Source organism: Brevundimonas lenta (assembly GCF_014196335.1).
GTDB lineage: Bacteria > Pseudomonadota > Alphaproteobacteria > Caulobacterales > Caulobacteraceae > Brevundimonas > Brevundimonas lenta.
In genome coordinates, this window is sequence record NZ_JACIDM010000002.1 from 1,023,577 (window position 1) to 1,043,386 (window position 19,810).

Here is a 19,810-nt window from a genome sequence, read left to right on the forward strand (position 1 = left end):
GGGGTTCCTGATAATGAATGTCAGTATAATTCCAATGGGAGGTTGGAATCGTGGCCGACATGAGGGGTGGAATTCTCATCGCCGACAGTCACCGCCTGTGTAGGGGTGGACTGAAATCGCTGCTTTCCAGCGATCTGGGCATCGCTGACGTCACCGGCGTCGACGACTTTCCGACAGCTCTCGCCGAGCTGGATCGGGACCGTAAGATCACCGTCCTCCTGGTCGACTCCGGACTGCCCGGCATGGGCGGCATGGACGGCCTCCGCCGCATTCGCCTTCGCCGCCCCGAACTCCGCATCGTCGTGATCGCCTGGCGCCAGGATCGCTCCGATGCGTTCGAGGCCCTGGCGGCCGGGGCCCACGGCTACATTCCCAAAGACCTCCCCGACGATGAGATGGTGCAGGCGCTCCAGACGGTTCTGGGCGGCCAGATCTACGTCCCGCCGATCATCTCCGACGTCACCGTGACCACCACCTCCACCGGTCACGACGGCACGCTGGAAGGCGAACTCACCCTGCGTCAGAAAGAGGTTCTCACCCATCTGGCGGCCGGCCTCTCCAACAAGGAGATCGCCCGCGTCCTGAACATCGCCGAGGGTACGGTGAAGGTGCACATCACGGCGGCGTTCCGCGCCCTGCACGTTCACAACCGCGTCGGCGCGGTCACGGCGATGCAAAAGATCAAGGAATCCGGCCGCGCCAGTCAGCCGGAACTGCCCGGGCTCAAGGAAGACGGCGTCGACAAGGGCGGCACGGCCAACCCCCTCGCCAAGCTTCTGGCCGCCGGCCTCCCGCTTCTCACCGGCCAGGCCTGGCTGATGGATTCCGGTTTGCTGAGCGGCTTCCTCTGACCGTTACGTTCAGCTGGCCGTGTAGGACGTCTTGGTCCAGGTGAAGAAGTCGGCCGCCGCAAAGCCCTGTTCCCGCGCGCCATAGCTGGACTTCTTCGTCCCTCCGAACGGCACGTGATAGTCGACCCCCGCCGTCGGCAGGTTCACCATTGTCATCCCCGCCCTCGCCCTGCGCTGGAAATCGCGCGCGTGCTTCAGCGATGAGGTGACGATCCCCGCCGACAGGCCGAACTCGGTGCCGTTGGCGATCTGCAGCGCCTCTTCATAGGTCCGCACACGGATCGTAGATGCGACAGGGCCGAATACTTCCTCTGCATTGATACGCATATCTGCGGATGTATCGCAGATCAGTGTCGGTTGCACATACCACCCGGGGGTCTCGAGGCTCAGTCGCTCCCCGCCGGTGACGATCCGACCGCCCTCCCCGCGCGCGATATCGACGTAGCGGTACGAGGTCTCCATCTGCGCTTCGCTCACCGCCGGTCCGACCTGGGTCGTAGGATCGAGCGCCGGTCCGACCTTCAATGTCCCAAGACGTTCGGCCAGAGCCTCTACGAAGCGGTCATGGATGCCGTCCTGCACGATCAGACGGCTGGACGCCGTACACCGCTGGCCGGTGGCGAAGTAGGAGCCGTCCAGCGCGATCTGCACCGCCCGGTCCAGATCCGCATCGTCCAGAACGATCAGCGGGTTCTTGCCGCCCATCTCCAGTTGCACCCTCGCCTGCCGGGCCACGGCTCCCGCCGCCACGCCCGCGCCCACGCCCTGGGAGCCGGTGAACGACACGCCGTCCACGTCCGGGTGGTCGACCAGGGCCTGGCCGACATTGCCCCGCCCGATGACCATGTTCAGCACGCCCTTCGGCAGCCCGGCCTCGTGCAGGATGGCCACCAGCGCCTCGGCCGTCGCGGGCGTCGGGCCGGCCGGCTTGATCACCACCGTATTGCCGAAGGCCAGGGCCGGAGCCGCCTTCCATGCCGGAATGGCGATCGGGAAATTCCACGGCGTGATCAGGCCGAACACCCCCACGGCCTGGCGGTAGGTCTGAACCTCCACACCCGGCCGCACCGAGGCCAGGTTCTGGCCATGCAGACGTAGGGCCTCGCCGGCGAAATACTTCAGAATGCGGCCTGCCCGGGCCGTCTCGCCGATGCCCTCGGCGAGCGTCTTGCCCTCTTCACGCGACAGCAGCGTCCCGATCGCCTCCCGGCGCTCCAGCAGCAGCATCCCGGCCCGGTCCAGCACGTCCGAGCGGACTTCCGGCGACGCCTCCGACCACGCCGGGAAGGCCGCCCTGGCCGCCGCCACCGCCGCATCGACCTCGGCGGAGCCGCCCTGCGGCTGGCGCGCCACGACCTCGCGGGTGTCGGACGGATTAAGCCCCTCGCCCGGCCGGTCGGCCCCGACCTTCTCGCCGTCGATCCAGTGCGAGAGTTCGAGCGTGTCGGTCATGGCGGTTCTCCGGAGGCTGGTCCCCTCTGGTACAGAAGCCGCGAACGCGCGTCAGCCCCGCAGGCTCAGTCGGCGGTGACGCGTTCCTTGTCGCCCGGTCCTGCCGCCGGATCCGGCGCGGCGGCCAACGGGGCCGGCCCCGACCCCAGCGCCGCCGCCAGCGCATCCCGGTCCAGGTCCCCCTCCCAGCGCGCCACGACCAGGGTGGCAACCGCATTGCCGATGAAGTTGGTCAGGGCCCGGCACTCGCTCATGAAACGGTCGATGCCCAGGATCAGCGCCAGCCCGGCCACCGGCACCGACGGCACCACCGCCAGCGTCGCCGCCAGGGTGATGAAGCCCGACCCGGTGATCCCGGCCGCGCCTTTGGAGCTCAGCATGGCCACCAGCAGCAGGGCCAGTTGCTCCGACAGGCTCAGCTCGATGTTCATGGCCTGGGCGATGAACAGGGCCGCCAGCGTCATGTAGATGTTGGTGCCGTCCAGATTGAACGAATAGCCGGTCGGCACGACCAGGCCGACCACCGACTTGGGCGCGCCGGCCCGTTCCAGCTTCTGCATCAGGCTGGGCAGAGCCGCTTCCGAGGACGAGGTGCCCAGCACCAGCAGCAGCTCTTCCTTCAGATAGGCGATCAGCCGGAAGATCGAGAAGCCGAAGGCCCGCGCCACCAGCCCCAGCACCCCCAGCACGAAGATCAGCGAGGTCACATAGAAGGTCGCGATCAGCGCACCCAGATTGATCACCGACTGCAGGCCGAACGCCCCGATGGTGAAGGCGAACGCCCCGAACGCCCCCACCGGCGCCGCCTTCATCAGGATGGCCACGATCCGGAACACCACCTGCCCCAGCTGGTCCAGCATCCGCGTCACCGGCCGTGCCGGCTCGCCCACGATCGCCAGCGACACCCCGAACAGGATCGACACGAACAGCGTCTGCAGGATGTTGCCGGTGACGAAGGCGCTGACCAGGGTGTCGGGGATAATCCCCAGCAGGAAGCCGACGATCGTCGTCTCGTGCGCGGCCTGCGAGTACTGGGCCACCGCCGCGGGATCCAGTGTCGCCGGATCGATGTTCAGACCCCGCCCCGGCTGCACCACATTGGCGATCACCAGGCCGATGATCAGCGCCAGGGTCGAGAACACCAGGAAGTAGGCGAACGCCCGGCCCGCCACCCGTCCGACCCGCTTCAGATCGCTCATCCCCGCGATGCCGGTGGAGATGGTCAGGAAGATCACCGGCGCGATGATCATCTTCACCAGCTTGATGAAGCCGTCACCCAGCGGTTTCAGGGCCTGCCCGGTCTCCGGCCAGAAATGCCCGATCGTTCCGCCCGCGACGATCGCCAGCAGGACGAGGAAATACATGCTGCGCCAGAACGGCTTGCGCGGCGGAGGGCTGACGACTTCCGGCTGCGGCGCGGCGACCGGCGTCTTGCGTCGGCGGGCGGTCTTCGCCCCGTCTCCCGTCGTTCCGCGCGCGGCCATGCCATCCCCCGTCAAAGCGATCGGCACCTTGGGGGGAATTCGCGATTCCTGTCGATGGCGTCAGCGCGCCAGCGCGTCCCGTCCCAGCGCGATCGCGCCCAGAGGACCCGCCCGGTCACCCAGAGCCGGCGGCTGCACATAGGCGTCGATGTCGTCCGCCAGCGCCTGGGTCGCGCCATAGACGGCCAGACTGTCCAGCAGCGCCCGCCGCAGCCGCGGGAACAGCCACGGCTGACCGGTCGCCACCCCGCCCCCGATCAGGATCCGTTCCGGACAGGTGGTCAGCACCAGATTGTGCATCAGCCCGCCCAGCGCATGCACCACCATCGCCCAGACCGGATCATCGGCGCCCAGCGTGTCGCCCGGCCGGCCGGCCCTGGCCTGCACCGCCGGCCCCGAGGCCAGTCCCTCGACGCAATCGCCATGGAAGGTGCAAACGCCCGGCCAGTCATCGCCGGGCAGCCGACCGACCCGCAGGTGCCCGGCTTCGGAATGGCCCATCCCGCGCACCGCCCGTCCGCTGACGATCGAGCCCACGCCGATCCCGGTCCCCACTGTGATGTAGGCGTAGCTGGCCAGTCCCTGCGCCGCGCCCCACCGTCCCTCGGCCAGGGCCGCGCCGTTCACGTCGGTGTCGATCGCCACCGGCACGCCGAACCCAGCGCCCAGAGACGTCAGGTCCGCGCCATCCCAACCCGGCTTGGTCGTGGCCACGATCTGCCCATAGCGGGCGTCGCGCTCGTCCAGCTGCAGCGGCCCGAAGCTGGCGATGCCGATGGCCTCAAAGCCGGGTCCCGCCGCCCAGCGGTCCAGCACGGCGCGGATCGCGCCCAGCGTCTCCGCCGGCGTCGTCGTCGGCAGACGCACTTCCTCCCGGATATCGCCCGGGCCGGACGCCAGCACGCACACGCATTTGGTCCCGCCCAGCTCCACGCCGGCGATCAGGGGAGAGTCGTTTCGATCGTTCATTTCCCCACCCTGCCCGGTCCCGGCGCGCCTCGCTACAGCTCCGGTCCGATCTGCACAGGCTTGGCGCCGCCCGATTCAGAAGTCACTGCTATCCGAGGGGGAGCGGACAGCTCATGCGGCCTGACGACGACGTCCTGGACTGGCTGGAGGCCGAGGCCGTCCACATCCTGCGCGAGGTGGCCGCCGGCTGCGAACGCCCCGTCCTGCTGTTCTCCGGCGGCAAGGATTCCGCCGTCCTCCTGCACCTGGCGCGCAAGGCCTTCTTTCCCGCCCCGCCGCCGTTCCCGCTGCTCCACATCGATACGACGTGGAAATTCGCCGAGATGTATGGCTTCAGGGACGCCGCCGCCGCGCGCGCCGGCATGCGCCTGCTGATCCACCGCAATCCGGACGCCGAGGCGCAGGGCATCAACCCCTTCCGGCACGGCGCGGCCGTTCACACCGACCAGTGGAAGACCCAAGGCCTCAGGCAGGCGCTCGATCTCCACGGCTTCGACGCGGCCTTCGGCGGCGCCCGGCGTGACGAGGAGAAGAGCCGCGCCAAGGAGCGGATCGTCTCGGTCCGGTCCGCCGCCCACGGCTGGGATCCGAAAGCCCAGCGGCCGGAACTCTGGAGCCTCTACAACACCCGCCTCGCCGCCGGTCAGACCCTGCGCGTCTTCCCCCTGTCCAACTGGACCGAGCTGGATGTCTGGCGCTACGTCCTGCGCGAACGCATCACCCTGCCCTCCCTCTATTTCGCGGCCGAGCGCCCGGTCGTGACCCGCGACGGCTCCCTGATCCTCGCCGAGGACGACCGCCTGGCGCTCGGCGCCGGAGAGGCTGTCGCCACACGCCGGGTCCGTTTCCGCACCCTCGGCTGCTGGCCCCTGACGGCCGCGATCGAAAGCGATGCCGACACGCCGGAAGCCGTCCTCGCAGAGCTCGTCGCGGGAACCGGTTCCGAACGGCTCGGCCGGGTCATCGACCACGACCCCGCCGCCTCCATGGAGCGCAAGAAGCGCGAGGGCTATTTCTGATGCTCCCCGTCCAGAGCGTCGTCCGGCTCATCGCCTGCGGTTCGGTCGACGACGGCAAGTCCAGCCTCATCGGCCGCCTGGTGCACGACACCGGCGCCGTCCCCTCCGACCAGTTGCTGGCGCTCGGTCCCGCCCCCGACCTCTCCCTGCTCGTCGACGGCCTGGCCGCCGAACGCGAACAGGGCATCACCATCGACGTCGCCTGGCGCTTCCTGGATGTCGGCGGACGCCGGTTCATCCTCGCCGACACGCCGGGACACGAGCAGTACACCCGCAACATGGCCACGGCCGCTTCCACCGCGGACGCCGCCATCGTCCTGGTCGATGTACGCAAGGGCGTCCTCACGCAGACGCGCCGCCATACCCGCCTTCTGGCCCTGCTCGGCGTCCGGCGCATCCTGCTGGCGGTCAACAAGATGGACCTCGCCGACTGGTCACGGCCCGCCTTCGACGCCGTCACCGCCGACTACCGCGCCTTCGCGGCTGACCTCGGCCTCACGGACGTCACCGCCGTCCCGATCAGCGCCACGCTCGGCGACAACCTCGGCGCCGGCAGCCCTCACACGCCCTGGCACGACGGCGGCACGGTTGTGGATTGGCTTCGACAGGCGCCGACCGCGGACGCTGCGCCCGCGCCGTTCCGAATGCCGGTTCAATCCGCCGTCCGCACCGACGACTTCCGCGGCTTCCAGGGCCGGATCGTCAGCGGATCGATCCGCCCCGGCGACGCCGTCCGGGTCCTGCCCTCCGCCGCGCCCGCCCGGATCGAACGCATCGCTGCTTTCGACGGCGACCTCGAAGAAGCGCGCGCCGGTCAGTCCGTCACCCTGACCCTGGACCGCCCCGTCGACGTGTCGCGCGGCGATCTGCTGGCCTGCAACGAGGCTCCGCCCGAGGTTGCGGACCGGTTCGAGGCCCACCTCGTCTGGATGTCCGGGCGTCCCCTTCTACCCGGCCGCTCGTACGGACTGAAGCTGGGCTCCACCACCGTTGCCGCCCGGGTCAGCGACATCCGCCACAGGATCAACGTCGACACCGGCGACGCCCTGGCCGCCCGCACGCTCGAACTGAACGACATCGGCCTCGTCCACCTGACGCTGGACGCGCCGGTCCCGTTCGAGCCGTACGAGGTCAGCCGCGACCTCGGCGGCTTCATCCTGATCGACCGGATGACGGAGGAGACCGCCGGCGCGGGCATGATCCGCTTCGCCCTGCGCCGCTCGACCACGGTCCGCCCCCAGCCGATCGCCATCGACCGGGCGGAACGCGCCACCCAAAAAGGACAGAGGCCGCTCGTCGTCTGGTTCACCGGCCTGTCGGGCGCCGGCAAGTCCACCATCGCCAACCTGGTGGAGCAGCGCCTGTTCGCCGACGGTGTGCACTCGACCCTGCTGGACGGCGACAACATCCGCCGCGGCCTGAACAGCGACCTGGGCTTCACCGACGCCGACCGCGTCGAGAACATCCGCCGCGTCGCCGAGGTCGTTCGCCTGATGACGGACGCCGGGCTGATCGTGCTGGCCGCCTTCATCTCGCCCTTCCGGGCCGAGCGTCAGATGGCCCGCGAACTGATGGCCCCGGGCGAGTTCCTCGAGGTCCATGTCGACGCCCCGCTCGATGTCGTCGAGGCCCGTGACATCAAAGGCCTCTACGCCCAGGCGCGCAGCGGCGGGCTGGCCAATTTCACCGGCATCGACAGTCCGTACGAACCGCCCGAGGCGCCGGACCTTCGCATCGACGCCGTCGCCGACACGCCGGACCAGGCGGCGGACCGCGTCATGGCGCTCATCCGGGCCGCCCTGCTCCGCTGAACCGCCACTTCATCGCCAGTACCCCCGCGGCCATCACCAGCGCGCAGGCGTTGGCGATCGTAATCGGCCAGGCCTCCGTCAGCACGCCATAGATCGTCCACAACACGAAACAGGTCACCGTCAGCGAATAGGTCTTCAGCGACACCGCCGACGCGTCCTTCTCCTTCCAGATCTTGATCATCTGCGGCGCGAAGCTGGTGATCGAACACAGGGCCGCCGCGGTGCCGACGACGTTCGCAACCAGATCGCTCACGCCCGCGCCTTGCGGGTCGCCGCCTTCTTCGTTCCGCGCTTGGCGGGAGGCGGCGTCGCCGCCCGGGCGTCCTCCGCCCGGGTCGCCACCACCGGCAGCTGGTTGCCGCCATGCAGCCGATCGGCCCGCGCCTCGACCTCCTCGAGGATCTTGTCGAGTTGCCTCTCGGTCAGGTGCTCGATGCCGATGAACCGCTCGTCGGCCTTCGAGACCGCGTGGATCAGTTCGTCCAGCTTGGCCTGCATCGCCGCGCCGTCGCGGTTCTGGGTGTTCTGGATCAGGAACACCATCAGGAAGGTGATGATGGTCGTGCCGGTGTTGATCACCAGCTGCCAGGTCTCGCTGAACTTGAACAGCGGACCGCTGAACGCCCAGAGCAGAACCAGCAGCACGCAGCCGACGAACGTCCACGGCTTGCCCGCGATGTGGGCGGTCGCGTTGGCGAAGCGGACGAAAAAGGATTCCATCCGCCCCTAACGGCGCCGCCTGTCTCCGGGTTGCTACTCCGCGGCGTGCGAACGCTCGCCCACCGTCCGGTCGAGGAAGTCGAGGTACATCCGCCACTGCTGCAGTTGCCGGTCGTTGCCGCGCACCCCGTGACGCTGGCCGGGGTACAGCATCAGTTCGAACGGCGTCGACGACGCCTGCAGCGCATCGATCACCCGGGTCGAGTTCTCGAGGATGACGTTGTCATCGGCCATGCCGTGCATCAGCAGAAGGCGGCCCGTCGCGTTCGGCAGGCGCGGGATCACGTCCGACGCGGCATAGCCTTCAGCATTGGCCTCCGGCGTCGACATGAAGCGTTCGGTGTAGTGGGTGTCGTACAGGCTCCACTCGGTCGGGGGCGCGCCGGCGGCGACGGCCGCCAGACCCATGTCCGGCTCGGTCAGCGCCATCAGGCTCATGAACCCACCGTATGACCAGCCCATCATCGCAATGCGATCAGCATCCACATACGGAAGCGATCTCAGATAGTTGGCGCCCAGAACCTGATCTTCGATCTCAGGCTGACCCATCTTCAGATACAGGGCCTGTTTGAACGCCGCCGAGCGGTCGCCCTCGCCGCGGTTGTCGAGGCGGAAGACGATGTAGCCGGCCTCGGTCAACAGTTGATTGGTCGCCGGTTGCCAGCCGCGCTTCACGCCGCCGCCCGACGGTCCGCCGTACACCTGCATGATCACCGGGTATTTCCGCGCCGGGTCGAACCCGGGCGGCGTCGTCATCTGCCAGACCAGGGTCTCGCCGTGGCTGTCCAGCGTCCCGAACGTCACCTCGCCGCGACGCGACGCGTACGGGAAGTAGGGATGGTTCTCGTCCAGCCGGTTCTGCTCGATCCAGCGCACGAAGGTCCCGTCGGCGCGATACAGCGCCGACTGCATCGGCGTATTCACGTCGGTGTAGTTGCCGACATAGGCCGTTCCGGTCTTGTTCATCGACGCCGACCACCAGCCGCCGGCCGGGGTCACCGCGACCGGCGTCATCGTCCGGCGCAGGCTGGTGCGGAACATCTGCTGCTCGATAGGCTGCTCGCGTCCGTCGCGCATCGAGGCGGTGAAGAACACCTCGCCCGTGCGCTGGTTCACGCCGGTCAGCGACTTCACCGGATACTCGCCGCTGGTGATGGCGCGCAGCTTCCGGCCGTCGCGGCTGTACAGGTACAGGTGCTTCCAGCCGGTCTCTTCCGACGACCAGATGAAGTTGCCGTCGTCCAGCGCCTTGAAGTCGTGGTTCAGCGGCACCCAGGCGTTCGAGGTCTGGGTCACGATCACCCGCGACGCGCCGGTCGCCGGATCGACACTCAGCAGATCCAGCGTCTTCTGGTCGCGCGACTGGCGCTGCACGTACAGGGTCTTGCCGTCGGCCGACCAGTTCACCCGCGCCAGATAGATGTCGGTGTTGGCGCCCAGGTCGACCTTCAAGCGCTGGCCGCTCTGACGGTCATGCACATACAGGTCGACCACGGCATTCGGACGGCCCGCCCGCGGATAGCGTTGCTCCACCGTCCGCGCGCCGCCGCCCGAAATGTCCAGTCGCGGGATCACGTCGACCGTCGACTCGTCGGTGTGCTGCAGGGCGATGAAGCGCTCGTCAGGGCTCCACCAGTAGCCGGTGTCGCGATCCATCTCCTCCTGGGCGATGAACTCGGCCGTGGCCCAGGTCTGCAGACCTTCGCCGTCCGTCGTCACCGCCGTCTCGCGGTTCGACGCCAGGTCATAGACCACCAGGTCCTGGTCCCGCACGTACGAGACGAAATTGCCCTTCGGCGACACCTTGGCGTCGATCTCGTCGGCCTCGGTCTCGGTCAGGCGGCGCACCTGGCCGCCCTCACGGCTGGCCAGGAAGATGTCCCCTTCCAGCGGCGCCAGAATGTACCGGCCCTGCTCGTCCCACGAATATTCGACCACGCCGCGCGCGCTGATCCGCATCCGCTCGCGCCGCGCCTTCTCGGCCTCCGACAGCTCGCCCGCATCCGGAACCAGCGCCCGCGCGTCGATCAGCTTGAACGGTTCGCCTGCCCCGGTCGGCGCGGCCCACAGGTCCTGCACGTCCACGTCGTCCGGCCGCGACCGCAGGAAGGCCACCAGCTCACCGTCCGGCGACAGGCTCACGCCCTTGGCCACCGGCCCGGACAGCGACGGATTCGCGAACACCCGCTCGGGCGTCAGGATGGCGGAGGCCGGAGCGGCCTCTTGCGCCATTGCAGCGGTGAACGGCGACTGGGCCGCAAGGAACAGGGTGGAGGCGAGAAGAATGTTGCGCATGGCGGCGGACGCTAGAGGCGGATTTGCCCGTCGTCATCCCGGAAATGAGGGACAGCAGGCGGGCGGTGCTCAAGGTCAGCCGGTGTGGCGCTGGCTCCACATCACGCCGCGACACTCCCATCTCTTCCGCTACGCTCGCCTAGCCCCTAATACAGCCTCGCAATGACCGACGTCGCCGTCTCCTCCCCTCCCGCCAAGGCCTCGCCCTTCCACGAACTGGAAGTGCTGTCCGTCCATCACTGGACCGAACAGCTGTTCAGCTTCCGCATCGCGCGCCCGGCGGACTTCCGCTTCCGCTCCGGCGAGTTCGTGATGATCGGCCTGCCCGGAGAGGACGGCGCCAAGCCCATCCTGCGCGCCTATTCGATCGCCAGCCCGCACTGGGACGAGGAGCTGGAGTTCTTCTCCATCAAGGTGCCCGACGGCCCCCTCACCTCGCGTCTGCAGAAGATCCAGGTCGGCGACACCGTCCTGATGGGCAAGAAGCCGACCGGCACCCTGGTCCTCGACGCCCTCACCGGCGGCGACCGTCTCTGGCTCATCGGAACGGGCACGGGTCTCGCTCCCTGGCTCAGTGTCGCCCGCGACCCCGACACCTACAGCCGTTTCGGCCAGGTCATCGTCTGCCACACGGTCCGCAACGTCGCCGACCTGGCCTACCGCGACTTCTTCACCGCCGGCATCCACGACGATCCGCTGATCGGCGACGAGGCGAAGGCCCAGCTCAGCTACTATCCGACCGTGACGCGCGAGCGTTTCGAGACGCCGGGCCGCATCACCGACCGCATCAAGTCCGGCGACCTGTTCGCCGACCTCGGTCTGCCGATCGGCTTCTCGCCCAACACCGACCGCGTCATGCTGTGCGGCTCGATGGCGATGATCAAGGAAACGGGCGAACTGCTCGAAAGCTATGGCCTGAAAGAAGGCTCGAACGCCGAACCCGGCGACTACGTTCTGGAGCGCGCCTTTGTCGGTTGATCTGAAAGAAGCCCATACTGTGATCGCCGTGGACGCCCGCGTAGCGCCTGAAGCCTGCCTGACCATGGCCGAGGTTCGCCACGGCGTGGACGCGCTGGACCGCGCCCTCGTCGTCATGCTGGCCGAGCGCCAGCGCTACATGGACGCCGCCGCCCGCATCAAGCCCAGCCGCGACGTCGTCCATGACGACGCCCGCATCGAGGATGTGGTCTCCAAGGTGCTCGCCGCCGCGGGCCCCGCAGGCCTGTCGCCCGCCATCGCCGAGCCGGTCTGGCGCACCCTCATCGACCGCTGCATCGCCCACGAGTTCGGGGCCTGGGACCGCACCCGCGCCTAGGTGCCCCGCGCTGCCCTGGCCGCAGCCCAGGCGGCTCGCAGGGCCGCTTCCACATCGCGCGCCGCGGCGGCGTCCGCCGCGCTCTTCTCAAGCCTGGTTTCGCCGCAGGCCGCGGCCAAAATGGCGTGCGGCGGCGTGTGCGGAATGATGTCCGACCAGTCCCCCGCACCCCCGCGTTCGACCGGAACGCCGTGTGCGAGGCGGACCATTTCCAGGCGGCGGACGCGACCCGCGCGGCAATCATATTCCATGCGATGGAAGACTTCGTCGCCCGGCTCTCCGCGAAGGGACATCTCCCAGTGGCGGTTGATCGCGACGCCAGCGGGACCCAGGTCCGCCTCGCGCAGCCAGATCAACCCCGGCTGCCCACCGGGATCGTACGGCGGCGAGACCGTCAGACGCCAGGGCCCGGCGGGGGGAACAGGCGCGGGAGCGTCGACAGTCGCGCATCCCGACGCCAGCAGGCAGACGCCGGCAACCAGCGCTATTCTCACGAGCGAAGCCCCCTCAACATCAGCTCGTGGCGGTAGGCCGCCACGTCACCCAGCGCGATCTCCAGCTGATCCCGCACCCGCTCCAGCAGCGGCGGCGCCTCGGACTTGTCCGCCGCCTCCGCCGTCTGGCAGGCCTGGGCCAGCGCATCCGCGCCGATGCCGGCCGCCGCGCCGCGGATGGTGTGCACCCCGTCGCGCCAGCCTTCCTCGCGGACGTCCAGCAGCGGCGACCACATGGCCGCCTGCTGCGTGAACAGACCCAGCACCTCGTCGGTGATGGAGTCCTCGCCGCCGGTCATCCGCTCCAGCACGGTGAAGTCCACCGCGCCGGACAGGTCGCGTCGCGCCATCAGCCGGCCTGCTCTTCGCCCTTGGCCAGTCGCGAGTTCCAGGCGGACCAGCCCAGGTAGACGACCAGGCCGATGCCGTTCCAGACCAGGAACCAGAACTGGGTGCGAGTCTGCAGGCTCAGGAAGAAGACCACGCAGCCGATCATGCAGATCGCGCCGACCAGCCACCACAGCGGCGCCTTGAACACGCGCGGACGGTTCGGGTCACGGACGCGCAGCACGATCAGGCTCAAACCCACGGCGAAGAAGGCCGCCAGCGTCCCGGCGTTGGCCAGCGAGGCCAGCTCGTCCAGACGCATGACGCCCGCCAGGGCCGCCACCACGACAGCCGTGAAGATCGTAACCACCGCCGGTACGCCGCGCGCCGAGACCTTGGCCAGGCGGCGCGGCAGCAGGCCGTCGCGGGCCATGCCGAGGAAGATGCGGCTCTGGCCGAACAGGAAGGCCAGCAGCACGGTCGGCAGGGCGATGACGGCGCTCGCCGCCAGCCACTGCGCCGCGGTTCCCTGCCCCAGCTCGCGCAGGATCAGCGCCAGCGGCTCAGGGCTGGCCGCGAAGCTCTCGACCGGACGCGCGCCGATCGCCGCCGCGGCGACGACCAGGTACAGCGCGGTGCAGACCAGCATCGAGCCGACGATGCCGATCGACAGGTCGCGGCCCGGGTTCTTGGTCTCTTCCGCCGCCGTCGAGATGGCGTCGAAGCCATAGAAGGCGAAGAAGATGATCGCCGCCGCCGCCATCACCCCGGTCTGCACGAAGGGCGCGCCAAAGCCGTTGGGCATGAAGGGCGTGAAGTGGGCCTTGTCGAACGCCGGCAGGGCGATGGCGACGAAGCCTATCAGAGCCACGATCTTGATGACCACCAGGATGGCGTTCAGCGTCGCGCTCTCACGCGTGCCCAGCAGCAGCAGGCCGGTCACCACGGCGATGATCGCCACCGCCGGCAGATTGACGATCCCGCCCGCCACGTGCGGCCCGACCGTCAGCGCTTCCGGCAGAACCCAGCCCAGGCCGTTCATGAAGCCGACCGCATAGCCCGACCAGCCCACCGCCACGGCGGAGACGACCAGCGAGTATTCCAGGATCAGGCTCCAGCCCACGATCCAGGCGATCATCTCGCCCAGCACGGCATAGGAATAGGTGTAGGCGCTGCCCGCCGCCGGCATCATCGTCGACAGCTCGGCATAGGCCAGGGCGGCGCAGGCGCACACCAGACCGGCCAGGGCGAAGCTGATCATCACCGCCGGACCGGCCAGACCGGCGCCGACGCCGATCAGGGTCAGGATGCCGGTGCCGACGATGGCCCCGACGCCCAGCGCCATCAGGTGCGGCCAGCTCAGCGTCTTCTTCAGCGCCGGCCCGTCGTGGGGCGCCAGCATGGCGTCGATTGAACGTCGGCGGCTCCAGAAGGCCATGATCGCGTCTCCCCCTTCGCCGCACTCCGGCGGCCGATTCCGCAGAGACCCTATCCGCTCCTGCGACAAACCGAAACGGACACGGAAAAGCCGCTTGCCTTCGCCGGACGTCGCCGCTATGTCCCGCCCCTCGCCGACGCCGGTCCTGCCGACGCCGCCGACACGACGATGAGTTCGGGTGATTAGCTCAGTTGGTAGAGCAGCTGACTCTTAATCAGCGGGTCGTAGGTTCGAACCCTACATCACCCACCATCGTCCCCTCCCCCTGAACAGTTCAGCTCGCCACGCCGGACCAGTTTCGCGTCTGCAACCGCGGTGCGATGGACTTGCCGTCAAGGCTGTGCGAGCGAGGGACAGTAACCGGGGGGAGTTTGCGTCATGGCGAAGGTGTGGGCGCCGCGTACCAATCTGAATCAATACGACAACTTCAAACAGCGCGATCTGTACGGCCTGAATTTCATCAACGCCGCCTACGATCGTTGGTGGGTGGTTGAGACCTCGCCGGGCAAGTTCGCCGTCAACGTCATCTATGACCACAATGACGGCGGCTACTACATCGCCCTGGTCACGTTCCGCGCCGGCCCCGGCGGCTTCACTTACACGGCGGATTCCCCCTTCCCACAGGGCGTGGTCGCCAGCGTTTCGCGCGGGATCGAGGCCTATCAGGCCCTGCCGCGCATCGAGGACGTGCACTTCCGCGTCGACGGCGCCCAAGGCCTCGGCCTCAGCGTGTTCGACATTCTCAGCGATCCCCTGCGGCTCTTCGCGGGCGATGACGTCATCACCGGCGGCGACAATGACGCGGCCTGCGACGAGATTTCGGCAGGCGACGGCAACGACACGGTGACCGGCGCCCGTACCGACGGCTGGTACGACATGGGCCGCGGCAACGGCAGTCTGGACGGCGGCGCGGGTTACGACATCGCCCTGTTCGACATGTCGGACCGGAACCAGGCCGTCACCTACGTCCACAGCAACACCGAGGCGGTTATCCGCGTCGGCGGCGCCACGGCGGTCACCGTCCGGAACATTGAAGAAATCGAGCTCCGCGGATCTAGCGTCTACGACCAGCTGACCGGCGGTTCCGCCGACGATGTTCTTGATCTTCACCTCGGCGGCGGCATGGCCGACGGCGCCGGCGGAGACGACGTTCTGCGCATGTCGTTCTCCGACATCGCCACAGGAATCGAATACGTTCACTCGGACACACTCGCCTACGCCCGCGCGGGGTCCGTAACCCTGGCGGAAATCCGCAACGTCGAACGTGTGATGATCGAAGGCAGCCGTGGGGCCGATCACCTCGTCGGCGGAACGTCCTACGACGACCTCCTCGGCGGCGCAGGCGACGACCACCTGGAAGGCGGCGGCAACAACGACCTGCTGGAAGGCGGCGCCGGAAATGACCGGCTCGACGGCGGAGAGGGCGAAAACGATTACGTCCGCCTGGCCCGGGCGGGTCAGATCGACCTGAGCATCACCGGTCCCCAGGACACCGGCGACGGGATGGACACCCTGATCAGCATCGAGGGCGTCTACGGCAGCTCGGGCGACGACCGCATCACGGGCGGAGCGGGCGACGACTCCCTTTTCGGAGACACCAACAACGGCCCGCGCGGCGACCAGGGCAACGACATCATCCACGGCGGCGACGGCGCCGACTACCTCGTCGGCGGCGGCGGAATGAACCAGATCTACGGCGGCGCCGGCGACGATCTCATCTACGGTCTTGGGGACCGCACCGTCCTCACGCTGAGAAATCCGGGCGAGGGCGAGAACTTCATCTACGGCGGCGACGGTAACGACACGGTCTGGGGCGCGAACGGCGACGACCACATCGACGGCGGGGCCGGTGACGACGTGCTGAACGGTTGGGGCGGCCGCAGCTGGATGCTGGGCGGCGACGGCTGGGACCGGATGTACGGCAGCATGGACGTCGACATCATGGACGGCGGCGAGGGCACGGACTCCCTGCACGGCGGAGGCGGCGACGACATTCTCGCGGGTGGAAACGGAAACGACGGCATTTCCGGCAACCAGGGCAACGACCTTATGGATGGCGGCTCCGGCGACGACCAGTTGTTCGGTGACGACGGCGCAGACTGGATCATTGACGCCGCAGGCAACGACCTCATCCGCGGCGGCGACGGGTTCGACGTCGTCGACTATTCGGGCGCGGCCGCCGGCGTGACCGTTCGCGTCTACACCCAGTGGGATTCCTACAACGCCCGCCATGAAGTGCAGGACACCATCGGTGCGGGCGTCGACAGGCTCGAGGACATCGAGGGCCTCGTCGGGTCGTCGTTCAACGACCGCCTGACCGGCCGCAACGACGCCTGGGGCACGAGCCAGGGCATGGCGTTCGCCGAGTTTTTCGACGGCGGCGCGGGTGACGACGTGATCGAAGCCGGCTCGGGCGACGACCGCATCATCGGCGGGACCGGCTCTGACATCATCGACGGCGGAGCGGGCACGGACTCCGTCACCTTCTTCGGACTGATGTCCGCATCGATTGTCACCACCTTCAATGGCGTGACGACCGTCAACGGCCCCGACGGCTCCGACAGCCTGACCAATGTCGAGTATCTGCGCTTCGCGGACGGCGTCCTGATCGCCGGCGCCGAGGGCGGCCAGCTTTTCGAGGGCAGCGACTACGCCGACATCCTGACCGGCACGACCGGCCATGACGTGCTCCGATCCGGCGACGGCAACGACACCATTCGCGGGCTGACAGGGAACGACGCCATCGACGGGGGCGACGGCGTCGATACGGCGATCTTCGCAGGCGTACGCTCGGCCTATACGATCTCCACCGCGGCTGGCGTCACGACGGTGGTCGGGCCCGATGGCACGGACACCCTGTCGAACGTGGAACGGCTCCTGTTCGACGACGGTCCGTATGGCGTGAACGGCGCGCCGATCGTCGACGTCCACACCGGGACTCCCGATCGCGACGTCCTGTTCGGCGGTCAGTTCCAGGATCGGTTCCATGGCGGCGACGGAAATGACTTGATCGTTCCGGAGGGCGGAGACGACGTCATCGACGGCGGCGCGGGCGCCGACATGGTGCAATTCAACGGCCTGGCTTCGTCCTATACGATCACCACCACGGGCGGGACGACGACGGTCGTCGGTCCGGACGGCTCCGACAGCCTGATCAATGTCGAATACCTGCGCTTCAATGATCGCACCCTGATCGTGGGCGGGAACGGCGGGCAGTATTTTGACGCCGGCGAGACCTACGGCTCAGCCAACGGCAGCGCCTTCAACGACATCATCGTCGGCCGCAGCGCAGGCAGCAGCCTGAACGGCAACGACGGCGATGATCACATCACCGGTAGCGCGGGCGGCGACGTCATCCGCGGCGGCGCGGGCGCCGACTTCATGCTGGGCGGAGGGGGCGACGATGTCATCCAGGCGGATGCCGGTGACCAGGCCTTCGGCGAGGACGGAGACGACTTCCTCGGTGTCTATGCGTCGGGTGGAACCGCCCTGACGCAGATATCCGGCGGAAGCGGATGGGACGAACTGTTTCTCTACGGGCCGGGAACGAGCATCGACCTGCGCACGGGAACAGGGATCGCCGGCTCGACCCCCTTCACCTTCACGGGCGTCGAGGAAATCGAATTCATGGGAATCGGCGCGGGTGTCCGCACCGGTCGCGGCGACGACGGGAACAACATCTTCCGCAACAGCCTCACGGGCGACTTCGGCGACCGTTGGCTGGACATCGACGCGGGCGGCGGCGACGACATCATCGAAGCCAGCGGCGGAAACGACATTCTGCTGGGCGGCGACGGCGACGACGTGTTCCTGCAGGGCGGCGAATACCCCACGGGCTCGCACGACCTTGTGGACGGCGGATCCGGCATCGACACGATCAGCTATTTCTACGCGTACGGGGGCGCGGGGGTCGTAGCGAATCTCACGACGGGTCTGGCGTCCAACTATTCCGGCGACGACACCCTCGTCGGAATCGAGAATGTCACCGGGACCACGGGGATCGACGACATCACCGGGGATGCGCAGACGAATGTCCTGAACGGTCTGGGAGGCGACGACCGGCTCGCGGGCATGGATGGAGACGACACCCTTGCCGGCGGCGGCGGCGTCGACGTGCTTCTCGGCGGCAACGGCTTCGACACGGCGGACTACAGTTCCGCTGCGGCCGGGGTCACCGCCCGTCTCGACACCCTGCGCTCGACGAACGACGGCGATGGCGGGACCGACACCTTCACCTCCATCGAGGCCATCACCGGCTCGGCCTTCAACGACCTGCTCGTCGGCGGAACGTTGGGAGACACCCTGCGCGGCGGTCTCGGCGCCGACACCCTTCTGGGCCAAGGCGGAAACGACATCCTGTGGGGCGGCGCGGGCGCCAACAATACCCTGCAAGGGGGACTGGGCGACGACCGCTATGTTCTGGAAGCGCTGGACTCGGTGGTCGAGATCGCAGGCCAGGGCATCGACACCGTTGAAGCACGGATTGGCAGCTACAACCTCGCCGCCAACGTCGAGAACCTGATCTACACGGGCGCGGGAAACTTCTCCGGCGCCGGCAACGTGCTCAACAACGTGATGACCGGCGGGGCGGGCGACGACCTGCTGCGGGGTCGTGGCGGCGTGGACACTCTCGTCGGCGGCGCCGGCGTGGATACGGCGGACTACAGCCAGGCCGCGGCCGGCGTGCATGCCCGCCTCGATGTCATGCGAGCGGTGACCGACGGCGACAGCGCCACCGATACCTACAGTTCGATCGAAGGCATCCTCGGCTCGGCGTTCAACGACACCCTCGTCGGCGGCACGCTGGGCGACCGACTCTCCGGTGGTCTTGGCGCGGACACCCTGCTGGGCTTTGCGGGCAACGACGTCCTCGCGGGCGGCCAGGGTCTGGCCAACCAGCTGCAGGGCGGCCTCGGTGACGATCTGTATGTGCTGGATGCCTACGACAGCGTCGTGGAACTTGCGGGTCAGGGCCACGACACCATCGAGGCCCACGTGGGGGCTCACAACATGGCCGCCAATGTCGAGGACATGTACTACGTCGGGAACAACAAGTTCTACGGCACCGGGAACGCCGGCAACAACTCGATCACCGGCGGCGTCGGCGACGACATCCTGAAGGGCATGGGCGGCTCGGACCGGCTGTTCGGCGGGGCCGGCTACGACGAGGTCCATGTGCGGGGCGCCAAGGCCCAGTACACGGTCGCCATCGAAGGTTCCGGCTGGCGCATCGTCGACACCGTCGCCGGGCGTGACGGGACCATCTACGTCCAGAGCATCGAGGCGGTCCGCTTCCTCACCGGCAATACCAAGACCGTGCTGACCTACACCCATGCGGGATCGCCGGAACTGTCCGAAAAGGACGCCGGGCCGCTGGTCTCGCCGATGCTGGCCGACGACGCCTTCGTGCTGCCGGCGCTGGCCGACAAGGCGGGGCCGCTGGTCCTGCCCGTACAGGACGACCTCGCCTTCGACGGCGCGGACGCCGGCGGCGGCGCCAGCGGCATGGAGACCGGCTTCCACGGGTTCGCCGACGCGCCGCTGTTCATCGGCGGCGTGTTCGGGCCGCACATGGACGGCCACGCCCACGACGGCTGGATCGTCTGACGATCCACGATCGGCCGACGTCATCTCT

The 19,810-nt window shown here is 68.3% G+C and carries 15 protein-coding genes and 1 tRNA gene; 7 read left to right on the forward strand and 9 right to left on the reverse strand.

The annotated features are described in order from the left end of the window. The first annotated feature begins 59 nt into the window (after positions 1-59). Positions 60-851, forward strand: coding sequence for a response regulator (locus tag GGR12_RS12450; protein ID WP_246328918.1), 792 nt, complete (start codon positions 60-62; stop codon positions 849-851). 9 nt (positions 852-860) lie between these two features. On the opposite strand, the gene GGR12_RS12455 is transcribed toward GGR12_RS12450, so the two are convergent. From GGR12_RS12455 to GGR12_RS12465, 3 genes are all read right to left on the reverse strand, one after another. Next, positions 861-2,303 carry an aldehyde dehydrogenase family protein gene (locus GGR12_RS12455; RefSeq protein ID WP_183204703.1) on the reverse strand — a complete coding sequence of 481 codons (1,443 nt, stop codon included), beginning with the start codon at positions 2,301-2,303 and terminating at the stop codon, positions 861-863. Between the two features lie 65 nt (positions 2,304-2,368). Next, positions 2,369-3,787 (reverse strand): dicarboxylate/amino acid:cation symporter, encoded by a 1,419-nt coding sequence (locus GGR12_RS12460; protein ID WP_183204704.1) that lies wholly within the window; start codon positions 3,785-3,787, stop codon positions 2,369-2,371. A gap of 60 nt (positions 3,788-3,847) precedes the next feature. After that, positions 3,848-4,756: an ROK family protein gene (locus tag GGR12_RS12465; RefSeq protein WP_183204705.1), complete on the reverse strand. Its 909-nt coding sequence runs from the start codon at positions 4,754-4,756 to the stop codon at positions 3,848-3,850. A gap of 113 nt (positions 4,757-4,869) precedes the next feature. Here GGR12_RS12465 and cysD point away from each other — a divergent pair, with 113 nt between their 5' ends. Continuing rightward, positions 4,870-5,775, forward strand: a complete 906-nt coding sequence (gene cysD / locus GGR12_RS12470; protein ID WP_183204706.1) for a sulfate adenylyltransferase subunit CysD — start codon at positions 4,870-4,872, stop codon at positions 5,773-5,775. Then, positions 5,775-7,586, forward strand: coding sequence for an adenylyl-sulfate kinase (cysC, locus tag GGR12_RS12475; RefSeq protein ID WP_183204707.1), 1,812 nt, complete (start codon positions 5,775-5,777; stop codon positions 7,584-7,586). Before cysD ends, cysC begins: the two co-directional genes overlap by 1 nt. Here cysC and GGR12_RS12480 read toward each other — a convergent pair. The 3 genes from GGR12_RS12480 to GGR12_RS12490 are packed head-to-tail and all read right to left on the reverse strand — an operon-like array spanning position 7,561 to position 10,601. Further along, the gene (locus GGR12_RS12480) at positions 7,561-7,839 is read right to left on the reverse strand and encodes a SemiSWEET family transporter (RefSeq protein ID WP_183204708.1); all 279 of its coding nucleotides are present in this window, start codon (positions 7,837-7,839) and stop codon (positions 7,561-7,563) included. The genes cysC and GGR12_RS12480 overlap by 26 nt on opposite strands. Beyond that, on the reverse strand, positions 7,836-8,306 hold the full coding sequence (locus GGR12_RS12485) for a low affinity iron permease family protein (protein ID WP_183204709.1): 471 nt from the start codon (positions 8,304-8,306) through the stop codon (positions 7,836-7,838). Before GGR12_RS12485 ends, GGR12_RS12480 begins: the two co-directional genes overlap by 4 nt. Before the next feature lie 33 nt (positions 8,307-8,339). Then, entirely contained in the window at positions 8,340-10,601 is a 2,262-nt protein-coding gene (locus tag GGR12_RS12490) for a S9 family peptidase (RefSeq protein ID WP_183204710.1), read from the reverse strand. 162 nt (positions 10,602-10,763) lie between these two features. Here GGR12_RS12490 and GGR12_RS12495 point away from each other — a divergent pair, with 162 nt between their 5' ends. Beyond that, positions 10,764-11,579, forward strand: coding sequence for a ferredoxin--NADP reductase (locus GGR12_RS12495; RefSeq protein WP_183204711.1), 816 nt, complete (start codon positions 10,764-10,766; stop codon positions 11,577-11,579). 64 nt (positions 11,580-11,643) lie between these two features. After that, entirely contained in the window at positions 11,644-11,916 is a 273-nt protein-coding gene (locus GGR12_RS12500) for a chorismate mutase (protein WP_183204918.1), read from the forward strand. Here GGR12_RS12500 and GGR12_RS12505 read toward each other — a convergent pair. The 3 genes from GGR12_RS12505 to GGR12_RS12515 form a co-directional block, all read right to left on the reverse strand. Continuing rightward, on the reverse strand, positions 11,913-12,272 hold the full coding sequence (locus tag GGR12_RS12505) for a hypothetical protein (protein ID WP_183204712.1): 360 nt from the start codon (positions 12,270-12,272) through the stop codon (positions 11,913-11,915). The two genes, GGR12_RS12500 and GGR12_RS12505, sit on opposite strands and share 4 nt — an antisense overlap. A 134-nt stretch (positions 12,273-12,406) precedes the next feature. Continuing rightward, complete coding sequence (locus GGR12_RS12510; protein ID WP_183204713.1) at positions 12,407-12,760, reverse strand: Hpt domain-containing protein; 354 nt, start codon at positions 12,758-12,760, stop codon at positions 12,407-12,409. Further along, a complete protein-coding gene (locus GGR12_RS12515; RefSeq protein ID WP_183204714.1) occupies positions 12,760-14,175 on the reverse strand; it encodes an amino acid permease in 1,416 nt (471 codons plus the stop codon). Before GGR12_RS12515 ends, GGR12_RS12510 begins: the two co-directional genes overlap by 1 nt. Positions 14,176-14,351: 176 nt before the next feature. Between GGR12_RS12515 and GGR12_RS12520 the strand changes: the two genes are divergently transcribed. Both GGR12_RS12520 and GGR12_RS12525 read left to right on the forward strand, forming a co-directional pair. Beyond that, positions 14,352-14,427: transfer RNA gene (locus GGR12_RS12520), tRNA-Lys, on the forward strand. 126 nt (positions 14,428-14,553) lie between these two features. Further along, entirely contained in the window at positions 14,554-19,782 is a 5,229-nt protein-coding gene (locus GGR12_RS12525) for a beta strand repeat-containing protein (protein WP_183204715.1), read from the forward strand. The last annotated feature ends 28 nt before the right edge of the window (positions 19,783-19,810 follow it).

What these genes read in the sequence shown, in the direction of transcription:
- GGR12_RS12450 (WP_246328918.1), top strand. Translation starts at nt 60, where the DNA reads ATGAGGGGTGGAATTCTCATCGCCGACAGTCACCGCCTGTGTAGGGGT.
- GGR12_RS12455 (WP_183204703.1), bottom strand. Translation starts at nt 2,303, where the DNA reads ATGACCGACACGCTCGAACTCTCGCACTGGATCGACGGCGAGAAGGTC.
- GGR12_RS12460 (WP_183204704.1), bottom strand. Translation starts at nt 3,787, where the DNA reads ATGGCCGCGCGCGGAACGACGGGAGACGGGGCGAAGACCGCCCGCCGA.
- GGR12_RS12465 (WP_183204705.1), bottom strand. Translation starts at nt 4,756, where the DNA reads ATGAACGATCGAAACGACTCTCCCCTGATCGCCGGCGTGGAGCTGGGC.
- cysD (WP_183204706.1), top strand. Translation starts at nt 4,870, where the DNA reads ATGCGGCCTGACGACGACGTCCTGGACTGGCTGGAGGCCGAGGCCGTC.
- cysC (WP_183204707.1), top strand. Translation starts at nt 5,775, where the DNA reads ATGCTCCCCGTCCAGAGCGTCGTCCGGCTCATCGCCTGCGGTTCGGTC.
- GGR12_RS12485 (WP_183204709.1), bottom strand. Translation starts at nt 8,306, where the DNA reads ATGGAATCCTTTTTCGTCCGCTTCGCCAACGCGACCGCCCACATCGCG.
- GGR12_RS12490 (WP_183204710.1), bottom strand. Translation starts at nt 10,601, where the DNA reads ATGCGCAACATTCTTCTCGCCTCCACCCTGTTCCTTGCGGCCCAGTCG.
- GGR12_RS12495 (WP_183204711.1), top strand. Translation starts at nt 10,764, where the DNA reads ATGACCGACGTCGCCGTCTCCTCCCCTCCCGCCAAGGCCTCGCCCTTC.
- GGR12_RS12500 (WP_183204918.1), top strand. Translation starts at nt 11,644, where the DNA reads ATGGCCGAGGTTCGCCACGGCGTGGACGCGCTGGACCGCGCCCTCGTC.
- GGR12_RS12510 (WP_183204713.1), bottom strand. Translation starts at nt 12,760, where the DNA reads ATGGCGCGACGCGACCTGTCCGGCGCGGTGGACTTCACCGTGCTGGAG.
- GGR12_RS12515 (WP_183204714.1), bottom strand. Translation starts at nt 14,175, where the DNA reads ATGGCCTTCTGGAGCCGCCGACGTTCAATCGACGCCATGCTGGCGCCC.
- GGR12_RS12525 (WP_183204715.1), top strand. Translation starts at nt 14,554, where the DNA reads ATGGCGAAGGTGTGGGCGCCGCGTACCAATCTGAATCAATACGACAAC.